This window comes from Aliiglaciecola sp., assembly GCF_039982535.1.
Lineage (GTDB): Bacteria > Pseudomonadota > Gammaproteobacteria > Enterobacterales > Alteromonadaceae > Aliiglaciecola.
The window spans coordinates 159,865-172,908 of sequence record NZ_JBDWYG010000007.1; the positions used below are offsets into that span (position 1 = coordinate 159,865).

Here is a 13,044-nt window from a genome sequence, read left to right on the forward strand (position 1 = left end):
CACAAATAGATAAACAAAAAGGGCACTAGTGCCCTTTTTTTTGTGGAATTTAGCAAATGAAAATTGTAGATGTAGCGGTTGGTGTAATTAAGCGTGATAACCTTATCTTTATCAGCAAACGAGCTGATGATTTGCATCAAGGCGGATTATGGGAGTTTCCAGGCGGGAAAATTGAAGCTTATGAGACAGTGGAGCTAGCAACGTCTAGAGAGTTACTTGAAGAGGTTGGCATAGACGTTATTTCGCAGTCAGAGTATATGTTAATTGAACACGACTACGGCGATAAGCAGGTACGATTACATATCCAACTAATTGAAAAATTTAATCATGAACCATCAGGAAAAGAAGGGCAACTCACCCAGTGGATTGCCATTAACGACCTTAGCAGTTTGACGTTTCCCGCAGCAAATCAAGCCATTATTGAGAGGCTTGAATCTGATTTTTAAGGGCTACATCGTAGCCTTTTTGTTTAATGACTTTAGCTAACTCTTGATTAATCGAACGAATTAAAATGATTAATTCTCTGTGTTCCTTAGTTTTACTTTTGAGTAATTGATCTATTTGCGAAAGTTGAGTTAAGCAACAATCTTTCACATCTTGGTTATATTGCTTTCCAAGAAACTCTACTAATTGGGCTGTATCATTTCCCCTCGCGCTATAAGGTTGGTTTTTCGCTTCTTCAATTTGTTTACGCAGTTCAATCGTGCGGTCTACGGTTTGATTCAACAATGTTTTGGCCTGGGTAACGAGTCCAGGTTCAAGTGCGCTAATAACCTCATTTAACTCTGTCAGCTTATTATCTTGGTAATGAGTTATATTATTATTTTTATAAACTTGGCGGGCATCACGTAAGCCTTGATTAGCAACAATCAAGGTGTCGAGGTTGGCCATAGGTAAGTTTCGTACTTCTGGAGTGAGTAAGCCTAAAGCCTTATCTAAGGGAACTTGAGCTTTAGCGATGGTTGCTTCTCTGAACAACATAGCATCTGTTTTAGCTGGCTCTTGCTGACAACCCATTAAACCTTGTACAACACATACTAAAATTAGATTACAGCAGATTGTTTTAACCACTTTAAAACCTTTAAAAATACTTTATTTTTATGAAGCTGAAGTATATCAAAGGCCTCTCTTTAGTCATACAAATCAAATTAACTAAAGATCTGGGATGAAGACAAGCTAAGTTTACGATTAACTATGAACTAGCTTGTTTTTTTAGATTTTGAGTGGCTGTTTTTTTACCCGTACAGACTTTATTTCGACCACTATTTTTGGCTTCGTATAAAGCCGCATCAGCGTTATTGATCAATTGGATCAAATTAGACTTACCGGTATCTGCACTAACGCCAAAGCTTGCAGTGATTTGTATCACTTTACTGTTGGCAACAAAAATATGTTTAGCAATAACCTGTCGAGCTCTGTCGGCAATATGATTAGCAATCGTAATATCAGCTGCGGGCAGCAGAATAACAAACTCTTCTCCTCCCCACCTGGCGACAATATCAATATCTCTAAGTAATGATTTAAGTAAGTTTGCCACTTCACACAATGCTTTGTCACCGGCGCTATGACCATACGTATCGTTTATTGCTTTAAAATGATCTAGATCCACCATTATCACTGCAATGGACTTGTTCATTCGAGCAAATTTTTCATAGTGCCAAGCTAAATGAGCTCGATTGGGCAGTTGTGTTAATGGATCTTTAAGGTGTCGCCTAGCAAACTCGCCTTGCAACGACTTACCGATTAACCAGATAATCAGAATGGCAGTAAATATTGCGACGGTTATATAGGTTGTTTGAATGGCAAAGTCTTGAGTAGCCGCAGTTTGACGTACTTTTAGTGGATTGATTAAAAACATCTTCCAATTTAAAGGTTCAAAGTTTGCCTGTGCAATTAGAAGATCTTCTCCTGCAACCTCAACTAAGAAATTATGGTGTTGTTCAGAATCATTATATTTGGAAATATAAGGCGCGTACCATGGAAGTTGGTTCAGTTGTAAAATACGTTTTCCATCGGCCACTAAGTTTGTATCAGAAGACAAAACAACGTTGTTATTATGATCAACAAAAACGAAGTCATAGCCAAACTCTTTCTTAAAGTTATCGAAGGCGTTTAGAAACGTGGTGAGCTTTTTGTTTAAGCCGATAAACCCGAGAAACTCTCCTTTATCGTTGTAGATTTTGACATCATAATAGATACGGATGTCTTCCCTATTGCCTAAAACACCCACGATATCCTGTTCTGTATACATGGCACGAAAATACCATTCAACTTTATTGATATCTAAAGCCAGAGAAGAACCGTCCGAATTATATTGTGTACGATCACTTTCATTGGCCACAAAAAACTCTACTTGAAACTCTTCTCCGAGCTCATGCAATGTCTGCTTGATAGCTACTTCATCCAGCACTGGACTATTCATCAAATTTTTGAGGTTTGATGCGCGTGCTATGGTTTCAGCGACATATAGGGGTTTTATGATTTCTTCGGAAATTAAATTGAAGGCAGGGGTGAGGCTTTCTTGCTCTAATAAACTTTGTGTTTCCACCGATTTTAAAAGAGAAATAGTTGCACTTAGCGCCACTGCAAAAATGAATGCAACAATGGCGACAATAAACTTATTCTTGAAGTATCTACGCCACTTTTGAAACATTACTTTAGCCTTCGTTTAGAGAGCCGCAGATACTAGCAAATCCAAGCTTAAGTACCATTCAACTTTAGTATGAAAATTATGCAATTGTCACTAGGGGACGCACTCAGGGGGGAGTTTTATGGACTAACTAAAAGGGATGTTTCTAGCTTTTAGTTATCTTTATTGGCTAAAGCGGTGTTTATTAGGTCTAAACACTAGATTAGCTACCTAGCAAGTGGTGGTTGAGTAATATTGTCCATTTTTACACGGTAAATGTTATTATAGGGACGCTGCAACCATAGAAGAGGCGAATAAAGAGGTAATATTTCGCCTTTAAGTACATTTACTTAGCTTTGGTTACCTTTATTTACCTTATACATTTAGACTAAGAAGATTATGGCCAAATCCAACATTTCCAAGCTACTGGATAAACATGATAATTTGATTCATTCCGAGATGATGAAAGTAGTTTCTCATGTACAACGCAAAGATGAAGACTGGATCATGAATACAGTGATGGTTGAAGGACAAGATGTGCCTTTTAAATTCCGACGAAAAAAACAATACAAAAATCTTAACGGTTGTCAGGTGAACCTAACTTATTACCCAATAGTGGAAACCGTGGCGGGAATAGAATTTGAAGCGATGAAAGTAGTTCGAATCAAAATAGCTTAGGAATTTTGGCGATGGCTGAGCCAAACGCAATGCTCAACGGGTTAGTACTTCATCGACGGGAATATCGAGAGACGAGTTTTATTGTCGATTTTTTTACTAAACAACAGGGTCGCATCTCAGCTGTTTGCCGTGGAGTTAGAGGCGGCAAGAGTACTAAGTCGAATGAAAAAAAGAGTCTACTACAGCCATTCCAACCTTTACTCCTGTCGTTTAGCGGAAGACATGAGTTAAAAAATCTCGCTCAAGTTGAAGGTGATGCCCGTGCTTTTTTAATGCAAGGCCCGGTTTTATTTTCCGCAATGTACTTAAATGAATTACTGAATCGGGTTTTACCAAAAGAAGTTTCATATCCTGAAGTATATGACCTCTACATGGCTAGCCTCCTTCGTTTAACTGAGCATGAACCCATTGAAGTTGTTTTACGTGAATTCGAAATTAGTTTAATTCACAACATTGGATATGGTTTCGATTGGCAAGCCGATTGCCTAACCGGCGACAAATTAGAAGCAAATGGCTATTATAGTTTTATAAATGACCAAGGGTTTCAGCGACTTGCTCATGGTGAACAAACTGCTAACTGTTTTTTAGGAACAGATTTAAAAAATGTGGCAAGTTTCACTTGGGACAAACGAAGTTTATTAATTGCCAAACGTGTAACACGGATGGCATTTAAGCCTATACTCGGTGATAAACCGTTAAAAAGCAGAGAATTATTTATTAAATTGGAGCGAACTGAATGAGTGATATCTTTTTGGGTGTGAATATTGATCACATCGCCACATTGCGAAATGCGCGAGGAACCCAATACCCTGACCCAGTGCATGCCGCTGATATTGCTGAACGAGCCGGCGCCGATGGGATCACTGTTCATTTACGTGAAGACCGCAGACACATTAAAGATCGTGATGTCAGATTACTGCGAGAAACCATCAATACCCGCTTAAACCTTGAGATGGCGGTGACTGAAGAAATGCTCGAAATAGCGATTCAGACACAACCTGAGTTTTGTTGTTTAGTACCTGAAAAAAGACAAGAACTTACTACTGAAGGTGGTTTAGATGTAGCGGGCAATCTTAGTAAGCTTACCGACGCATGTGGGCGGCTAGCTGAACAAAATATTCAAGTTTCGCTGTTTATTGATTCAGAAAAGACGCAAATTGATGCCGCGTTAAAAGCGGGGGCTCCGTACATTGAAATACATACTGGTCAATATGCTGAGGCGAAAAGCGAGCAGCAAATGCTAGTTGAGCTGGAAAAGCTTAAAACTGGTATCAGTTACGCCCATTCTTTAGGACTAAAAGTTAATGCCGGTCATGGGTTGCATTACCACAACGTAAAACCTATTGCTGCACTTGATGAAATTATTGAATTGAATATTGGTCATGCAATTATTGCTCGTGCTGCATTCGATGGTCTTGCCGCCGCTGTGGCAGATATGAAACGATTAATGTTAGAGGCGAGGGGATAAGTTGGCCGTTCTGGGTCTGGGTACAGACATAATTGAAATTGCACGATTAGAGAAGTTACTGGAAAAGTCCGACCGTCTGCCTTTGCGTATTTTAACCAGTACTGAAATGCAGATTTACCGAGAGCATCCGTTTCCACCTCGCTATTTGGCTAAACGTTTTGCGGCCAAAGAAGCAGCCGTTAAAGCCCTGGGCACAGGGATTGGCAATGGTGTGGGGTGGCAACAAATCGAAATCACTAATAGTGAGTTAGGGCAGCCGCAAATTCATTTTAGCGGACATTTCGCCAAGTTGTGTGAACAGCGAGGGATTAATAATGCGTTGCTGTCTATTTCAGATGAAAAACACTATGCAATGGCCACAGTGATTTTGGAGCAAAGTAATTAATCATGGTTAACTTCTACTCACCAAAAAAGAATAAAAAAAGCGCTGCTACCAATAGTCAATTAATTGGTCAACGAGTGACAGTGACTATTTCCCACCTTGATCATTTGGCTCAAGGGGTTAGTAAAGATCATGAGCCACTTCTTTTTGTTGAAGGTGTCTTGCCCAATGAAGTCGTTGAAGTAGAAATAACAGAGCATCGAGGCAAGGTTTGTCATGGGCGCTTATTAAACATTGTCGAGGCCTCAGAATATCGACAACAGCCCTTTTGCCCACATATAGATATCTGTGGTGGATGCCAAACCCAACATTGTCAAACCGATGCTATGTTGCAGTTCAAGCAGTCTGCCATTGAAAATCTTATATTGCATACAGCCTTAGAATCCAATCAATCTGCGCCTCAACCTAAACGGGTGCTTAGCAAAGCAACTCGCGGTGGAAAAAATAAAAAATTACGCAAATTTAGCGATAAACAAGGGGAGATAAATTGGCAGTCCGCGCTGCACTCGAATCCTAAAGGCTATAGACGCAAAACTCGCTTGTCTGTGGATGCAAGAAACCCCGATGCCTTAAAGTTAGGCTTCCGAAGCAAGGGCAGTAACAAAATATTTAGCTTGCAACAATGTCCAGTGCTTAACCAAGAGCTTGAGCAATTAATTGAGCCATTGCAGAGTTTGTTTGTTAAATTTCAAACACCGTCCAATATCGGTCATATTAGTTTGCTTAACGGCGATAATGGTGTGCAAGTTAGTATTCGCACCATCCATACTTTGAGTCAGCAGGACCGAGAGTTATGTACTGAATTTGCTAAACAAAATGACTTACAGCTGATTATAGAAGACAAACAAAGTAGCTCAGATTTAGCCACTCAAGCTGATAAACAATTAGTTTATGGAGTGAATAGCTCATTGAGTTTGCAAATTCATAACGATGACTTTGTACAGGTTAACCGCGATGTTAATCAACAAATGATTAAGCAGGCAGTAGACTGGTTAGAATTAGAAAAAACCGATGTGGTTTTAGATTTATTCTGCGGAATTGGTAATTTTAGTTTACCTATTGCTGAACAATGTAAAACCCTAGTTGGTGTCGAAGGTGTACCTAAAATGGTGCAAAGAGCCCAACATAATGCAAGCATCAACAAACTTAACAATTGTCATTTTATCCATTCAGATTTGAATAGCACTAAATTGTCTGATGATGTTCAAATGAAAAGCTGCAATAAAGTGTTACTTGATCCTGCTAGAGAAGGTGCCCTAGCGGTGGTTAAACAGTTAGCAGAGTTGCAGCCATCGCATATTTTATATGTTTCCTGTAATCCCGCTACTTTTGCTCGGGATGCGGCACAATTAATTGAAAAAAATTATAGGTTAGATAAATTATGTGTCATGGATATGTTTCCACAAACTGCACATACTGAATTGATGGCATTATTTGTGCCTCTGAATAAACGAAAATAACGCTACTGGGCTATTATTATGGTTTCTATCCGAACAGTTCATCAACCAGAAAGACCTACATTTGATAAATGGCTCGATTGCCTGAACCTGTCGGATAATACCAAACAAAAACTGCGAGATACTTCTGAGTCACCAGAAATTTTACTGGTGGGGCAAGAAATGGTGGAAATTCTCCATGAATTGAACATGGACGATGAAACTTTGCAGGCATCTTTGGTTTATCCATACTGTGAGATGCATGGCTTAGACGATGATCAAATAGAAGAAGAATTTGGCAAAGGCGTGCGTCACCTCATCACTGGTGTACGCAGAATGGATGCAATTAAAACCTTACATAGCCGCAGTAGTAAAAAGCCAGACGAAACACAAATAGATAATATTCGACGTATGTTATTAGCCATGGTCGAAGACGTCCGTACGGTACTCATTAAGTTGGCTGAGCGTATTTGTACCTTGCAAAAAATGAAAAATGCCGACGAGGAAACTCGCGTCATTGTTGCTAGAGAATGTTCAACTATCTATGCTCCCCTTGCCAATCGGTTAGGGATTGGTCAGCTAAAATGGGAAATTGAAGATCTATCCTTTCGCTATTTGCATCCCGAGACCTACAAAAAAATTGCTAATTTATTAGATGAGAAGCGCACCGATAGACAGCAATATATCGAAGAGTTTGTTAATAATTTACAAACTGAAATGGATAATGCGAATATCAAGGTAAAAGTCTACGGACGACCCAAACATATCTATAGCATATGGAAAAAAATGCAAAAAAAGCATTTGTCTTTTGAGCAACTTTTTGACATTCGAGCTGTGCGCATCATCGCTGAGAGATTACAAGATTGTTATAGCGCATTGGGTATTGTGCATTCGCTTTTTAAGCATATTCCTAATGAATTCGATGATTATATTGCCACGCCAAAACCTAACGGATACCAATCCATCCATACCGTAGTGCGAGGCCCTGAAGAACGACCTGTCGAAATACAAATTCGTACCGAGCAAATGCATCAGGATGCGGAGTTGGGGATTGCTGCTCACTGGAAATATAAAGAAGGGGTGAGTACAGAGCGTTCTGCTTATGAAGACAAAATTAATTGGTTGCGTAAAATCTTGTTGTGGCAAGAGGAAGTGGCCGAATCAGGGGACTTGGTTGAAGAGTTACGCAGTCAGGTCTTCGATGATAGGGTTTATGTGTTTACGCCTAAAGGCGACGTTATCGACTTGCCTCTTGGCTCAACCCCATTAGATTTTGCATACTACATTCATAGTAATGTGGGACACCGTTGTAACGGAGCCAAGGTAAATGGGCGTATTGTGACCTTTACTTATCAGTTGCAAACCGGCGATCAGGTTGAAGTCTTAACCGGTAAAAATCTCAATCCTAGTCGTGATTGGATGCATCCTAGTTTAGGTTATGTGCACTCTTCTCGGGCTAGGGCAAAAATTCACACTTGGTTTAAAAAACAAGACAAAGAGAAGAACCTACAAGCAGGAAAAGAACTGTTAGATAGAGAACTCTCTAAAGCGAATTTAGTATTGAAAGATGCTACAAAAGCCTGCGAACGCTTTAACATGAATCAGGTTGATGATTTGTACGCTGCTATAGGTGGCGGTGATCTGCGTATAATGCAGGTGGTTAACTATTTACAACAACTTGATGCACCTCCACCGGAGATTGACCCTAGAGTTAAGACTACTCAAAGTAAACCTGCCAAAGGGACGACAGATAGCATAGTCGTAGAAGGGGTAGGTAATCTCATGAGTCAGATTGCTAAGTGTTGCCAGCCGTTACCCGGTGATGCAATACAAGGTTATATCACTATGGGAAGGGGGATAAGTGTACATCGGGTAAACTGCGATCAATTAAATCACCTGTTGGAGCAACATCCCGAGCGAGAAATTGAAGTAAACTGGGCAAATGATTTAAGGGCCAGTTTCCAAACTGATTTAGACGTTCACACCTCAGACCGAGATGGCATATTACGTGATATCACCACAGTGCTGGCTAACGACAAGGTAACCTTGTTAGGTGTAAATAGCCTGAGTAATACCAAAGATCAAACAGCTAAAATTAAGGTGTCATTGGAAATTAAAGATTTGGCGAGTTTATCTAGAACCATCGCCAGATTACAGCAGGTTAAAGGAGTTACTGATGTCATCAGACTCGACAAATGAGTCGGATGATCAGGGGCGCTATCCACAAGTAGAGCGCTTGCTTAAGATTATGGCGAAATTGCGTGATCCCGACACGGGCTGCCCTTGGGACAAGCAACAGAACTTCGCATCAATAGTGCCATATACTATCGAAGAAGCTTACGAAGTTGCTGATGCCATTGAACACGGCAGTATGCTGGATATTCAAGACGAGCTAGGCGATCTGTTGTTCCAAGTTGTGTTTTATGCCCAGTTAGGGAAAGAGCAACAGGCCTTTGATTTTGAGAAAATTGCGCAAACCATTAGCGATAAACTGGTGCGTCGCCATCCCCATATATTCAGCACCCAAAGTGATCTCAGTGTTGAGCAAGTAAAGCTTAATTGGGATGCTATTAAACAACAAGAAAGGGCGCAAAAGGGCATGCCCGCTGCAACGAGCATTTTGCAAAATATTCCCCAGGGTATGTCACCTCTGATGGTCGCCGATAAGATTCAAAAAGCCTGTGCAAAAGTGGGATTTGATTGGCCCAATATTACTCCAGTGGTTGAAAAAGTTGAGGAAGAAATCGCTGAGGTGATGGAGGAGGTGAAGCAACAGCCCCAAGACCAACAGCGCATTGAAGAGGAAATGGGCGATTTACTATTTGCTGTGGTGAATTTATCCAGGCACCTTAATGTGAATCCAGAAACGGCACTTAGAAAAGCCAACCATAAGTTCACCGCGCGCTTTACAAAGGTAGAGCAACATTTTGCTGAGCAAAACAGCGAACTTTCTGAGGCTACCCTTGGCCAGATGGAAGCCATCTGGCAAAAGGTAAAACAGTTAGAAAGCTAGTTTTCGTATACCTAAGCCAGCAAACATCAGTAAAAGTAACCAGGTCATAGTGCCACCACCACCTGAACTGTTGTCAGTTGGCTCGCTTATTGGATTGCTAGCAGTAAATGTTAAATTACGCACTTTGCCCTGATCATCACCGTCTGACACATTGAAGTCTTTGCGATAAGAGATTTCCACAAGGTTAGTCCCTTCACTAAGTGAAATACTTTGTTCGGTGTAATCCACCTCTCCAGAAATAAACTCTATTTCTACACCATTTATCAATAAATAGAGGGCGTCATAGGGTTCGCTTGGCTCATCTTCGTTTTCTTCTGATGAAACTGCCCATTCAAACTCAAGGGTACCGGCGCCTTCAATACTGGCAATTAATATGCTCTGTTCGTTGCCAGATATATTGCCGCTGACTACCCCACCTAGAGAATTACTACGCCAGGACACATCGCCGCCACTGTATAAGCTTACGGCTGAACTTTGCGTGCCTATGGAACTGGCTAAATCAGAGGCTGCGCCAACAGCATAACCTTGAATGTTAATACTGCCAGTGGGGATATCTTGCACATCAGAGGTGATTGATATGGTCGCGGATTTTAGTCCTTGGCTTTGTGCATTAAAGGTAACGAGTAGCTGACAGCTTTGTTGTGGGGCTAAAGTTGTACATTGTGAACTGTCGATACTAAAGTCACTGTTGTTCGATAAGCTGATGGTTGGCATTATGGTGCTGGTGGAATTATTGGTAACTGTAAACTCTTGCTGGAAAGCAACATCCACTGGAGTGTTGGTGATTTTTGAATTGCCGGTGATACCCACACCTGAGCGGGTAGCATTAATAAAATCAAGTAACGCACCTACTCTGGCATATACGCCAGGATAACCTTCAGCCGCACAGCCGATGCCCCAACTGGTAATACCCAGTTGCATAGGACCAGAACTGGTTTCAACAAATAAAGGACCACCACTATCTCCTTGACAGGCACTTGCACCGCCAGAGTCCAGCGCGGCACAAATCATTTGTTCAGTAATGCCCGTATTGGCTTGGTTGATCCCTTGTGAACTGGCTAATTCATTGCGACATTGGCTATTGGTGAGCAACGGTAATTCTACTTCTTGTAATATATCTGGGAAGTTGCCTGTAGGACCTTCATTGGGTAAATAGCCGGTGCGTCCACCCCAACCAATTGAGGTGGCGATGGTATTTTCGATAGCTAATTGGTCAGTGGTGCTAGCATCTGCAAGTTGAATCGCCGTACCTTCGACACTTTCTACCAATTCAATCAGTGCCACATCATTGTCGAATGACTCTGAATCATAGTTAGGGTGGGAATAAATACGTTTAATGGCGATGGCTTGGTCGGCACCATCTCTTAGATCATATTCCCCTACGTTAACTCGATACTGATCTGCAAATTCAGAATCTACGCAGTGGGCGGCGGTTAGTATCCATTGTTCACCTAAAAAGGTTGCGCCACAAACCACATCTTGGGCAGTACCTGGTAGGGTCGTAGAAGTGATACTAGCTGTGGCATTTTGCAAGTCGACTAATGCCTGTCCATCTTGTTGAGAAATTCCTACAACCGGAATACTACCGCTAAAGTCGTCCCCTAAGGTACCTGACTCTAAAGGTCCATCCACGTTGTTATAGATAATGGCACCAATGCCACCGCCAGATTCACAATTGAGCGCTTTTTCAGAGAAGTTAATTTCTCCTCGTTCAATCAAACAAATGTTATTGCTGACTCCTTGGCACTGCGAATCACCAATTCCACAGTCAACTAACGAACCTGTTGCTTCGCCGTCTGGACCAAAACCGAATGAGTTGGATTCGTAATCGCTACTATTTACCGAAACCGTGGTTTCTATTTCCGTGCCCACCACAACCAGTGCCGACATAAAGGGGTATTCTCCCTCGTCTGCCGATGCACCTCCGACAATAAGAGGGGTGATAACCGAACTTTTCGAATCACTATTTTGCTTGCTTAGTTCGATCTGCTCAGAGCGTAGGCTAGTCGCCATGGCAATATTTACTTGAGTGGCGGCAATGGCCAACAAAACCCACTTACTGTACTTCATCTAACGGACTCCATAGAAAAGTTGTAATAACTCAAAACACATATTCTAAATAGTGCGAGTTATGACCCTAGAATTTACCTAAGGTTTAATAAACTAGCGCAATATATCTTAAACACGGTTATATCCCTAATTCCGAGTAAATTTATGAGCTGCTTATGCATCGGCTATTCTGCGCCCATTTATGTTATTTTCAGAATCGCACTACTGCTATTGCAACGAGATTAGGACATACAATGGATCAGGTTAAATGAATAGAATATGAACTGATTACCAATATTGACTAAAAAACTTGCAATACCCCCTCGCGTTTTATGAAAACTTCTGTATAATTCGCGCCCTGCCCAGTTACGCCCACTTTGGGAAAGTGGAAGAATCAATCGACTCGAAGGGGTCAAAATATTGATTTAAGAGGTTTTCTGGATGGCGAAATATCGATGCAATGCATTTGATATTTAACCAAAGCAGAAAATTAACCAGTAACAATTTATATATTTCGGGTATTTTAAAATGAAAACTTTTGTTGCAAAACCAGAGACGGTAAAACGCGACTGGTATGTGGTTGACGCCGCAGACAAAACACTAGGCCGTTTGGCCACAGAAATCGCGATACGTTTACGCGGTAAGCATAAGCCAGAGTACACTCCACATGTTGACACTGGTGATTACATTATCGTAATCAATGCTGATAAAGTGACTGTTACTGGCCGTAAGGCACAGAACAAAATCTATTATTCCTACACTGGTTACCCAGGTGGATTGAAAGATACAACATTTGAGAAACTTCAAGCTCACAAGCCTGAAATGATCATCGAGAAAGCGGTAAAAGGTATGTTGCCTAAAGGTCCTCTTGGACGTGCTATGTTCCGCAAAATGAAAGTGTACGCTGGTACTGAGCATTCACATGCTGCTCAACAGCCTCAAGTTCTAGACATTTAAGGAGCAGAAAAATGGCAGATACTCAATACTACGGCACTGGCCGTCGCAAAAGCTCTACCGCTCGTGTTTTTCTACGTCCAGGTAGTGGTAACATTGTAGTTAACAAGCGTCCTTTGGATGTTTTCTTCGGTCGTGAAACAGCACGCATGGTTGTTCGTCAGCCACTTGAGCTAGTTGAAATGACTGATAAATTTGACCTATACGTCACCGTAGCCGGTGGTGGTATTAGTGGTCAAGCTGGTGCAATCCGTCACGGTATTACTCGTGCATTGATGGAATATGACGAAGCACTTCGTCCAGCGCTACGTAAAGCCGGGTTTGTAACTCGTGATGCACGTAAAGTTGAGCGTAAGAAAGTGGGTCTTCATAAAGCACGTAAGCGTCCTCAATACTCAAAACGTTAATTTTTACGTTACGAATATTTCAAAAAAC

At 41.3% G+C, this 13,044-nt stretch carries 13 protein-coding genes; 10 read left to right on the top strand and 3 right to left on the bottom strand.

All coding sequences use genetic code 11. The annotated features are described in order from the left end of the window. Window positions 1–56: 56 nt before the first annotated feature. Window positions 57–446: an 8-oxo-dGTP diphosphatase MutT gene (mutT, locus tag ABJV04_RS00705; protein WP_348489184.1), complete on the top strand. Its 390-nt coding sequence runs from the start codon at window positions 57–59 to the stop codon at window positions 444–446. Here mutT and ABJV04_RS00710 read toward each other — a convergent pair. Next, the gene (locus ABJV04_RS00710; protein ID WP_348489185.1) at window positions 418–1,071 is read right to left on the bottom strand and encodes a hypothetical protein; all 654 of its coding nucleotides are present in this window, start codon (window positions 1,069–1,071) and stop codon (window positions 418–420) included. The two genes, mutT and ABJV04_RS00710, sit on opposite strands and share 29 nt — an antisense overlap. 121 nt (window positions 1,072–1,192) lie before the next feature. Next, complete coding sequence (locus ABJV04_RS00715; RefSeq protein WP_348489186.1) at window positions 1,193–2,653, bottom strand: sensor domain-containing diguanylate cyclase; 1,461 nt, start codon at window positions 2,651–2,653, stop codon at window positions 1,193–1,195. Between the two features lie 372 nt (window positions 2,654–3,025). On the opposite strand from ABJV04_RS00715, the gene ABJV04_RS00720 reads away from it, so the two are divergent. Genes ABJV04_RS00720 through mazG form a run of 7 tightly spaced genes read left to right on the top strand, consistent with a single transcriptional unit; the run spans window position 3,026 to window position 9,606 of the window. Continuing rightward, entirely contained in the window at window positions 3,026–3,307 is a 282-nt protein-coding gene (locus tag ABJV04_RS00720) for a hypothetical protein (protein WP_216046961.1), read from the top strand. Between the two features lie 11 nt (window positions 3,308–3,318). After that, the gene (gene recO, locus ABJV04_RS00725; protein WP_348489187.1) at window positions 3,319–4,047 is read left to right on the top strand and encodes a DNA repair protein RecO; all 729 of its coding nucleotides are present in this window, start codon (window positions 3,319–3,321) and stop codon (window positions 4,045–4,047) included. Continuing rightward, window positions 4,044–4,775, top strand: a complete 732-nt coding sequence (pdxJ, locus tag ABJV04_RS00730) for a pyridoxine 5'-phosphate synthase (protein WP_348489188.1) — start codon at window positions 4,044–4,046, stop codon at window positions 4,773–4,775. The genes recO and pdxJ overlap by 4 nt, the downstream gene beginning before the upstream one ends. A 1-nt stretch (window position 4,776) precedes the next feature. Beyond that, the gene (acpS, locus tag ABJV04_RS00735; protein WP_348489189.1) at window positions 4,777–5,160 is read left to right on the top strand and encodes a holo-ACP synthase; all 384 of its coding nucleotides are present in this window, start codon (window positions 4,777–4,779) and stop codon (window positions 5,158–5,160) included. 2 nt (window positions 5,161–5,162) lie between these two features. After that, window positions 5,163–6,617: a 23S rRNA (uracil(1939)-C(5))-methyltransferase RlmD gene (gene rlmD, locus ABJV04_RS00740; protein ID WP_348489190.1), complete on the top strand. Its 1,455-nt coding sequence runs from the start codon at window positions 5,163–5,165 to the stop codon at window positions 6,615–6,617. An 18-nt stretch (window positions 6,618–6,635) separates the two neighbouring features. Further along, a complete protein-coding gene (gene relA, locus ABJV04_RS00745) occupies window positions 6,636–8,792 on the top strand; it encodes a GTP diphosphokinase (protein ID WP_348489191.1) in 2,157 nt (718 codons plus the stop codon). Beyond that, entirely contained in the window at window positions 8,770–9,606 is an 837-nt protein-coding gene (gene mazG / locus ABJV04_RS00750; RefSeq protein WP_348489192.1) for a nucleoside triphosphate pyrophosphohydrolase, read from the top strand. The genes relA and mazG overlap by 23 nt, the downstream gene beginning before the upstream one ends. On the opposite strand, the gene ABJV04_RS00755 is transcribed toward mazG, so the two are convergent. Then, on the bottom strand, window positions 9,595–11,676 hold the full coding sequence (locus ABJV04_RS00755; RefSeq protein WP_348489193.1) for a trypsin-like serine protease: 2,082 nt from the start codon (window positions 11,674–11,676) through the stop codon (window positions 9,595–9,597). The genes mazG and ABJV04_RS00755 overlap by 12 nt on opposite strands. 507 nt (window positions 11,677–12,183) lie before the next feature. On the opposite strand from ABJV04_RS00755, the gene rplM reads away from it, so the two are divergent. Continuing rightward, a complete protein-coding gene (rplM, locus tag ABJV04_RS00760; protein WP_348489194.1) occupies window positions 12,184–12,612 on the top strand; it encodes a 50S ribosomal protein L13 in 429 nt (142 codons plus the stop codon). Window positions 12,613–12,623: 11 nt separating this feature from the next. Then, window positions 12,624–13,016, top strand: coding sequence for a 30S ribosomal protein S9 (rpsI, locus tag ABJV04_RS00765; RefSeq protein ID WP_303472592.1), 393 nt, complete (start codon window positions 12,624–12,626; stop codon window positions 13,014–13,016). Window positions 13,017–13,044 lie beyond the last annotated feature (28 nt).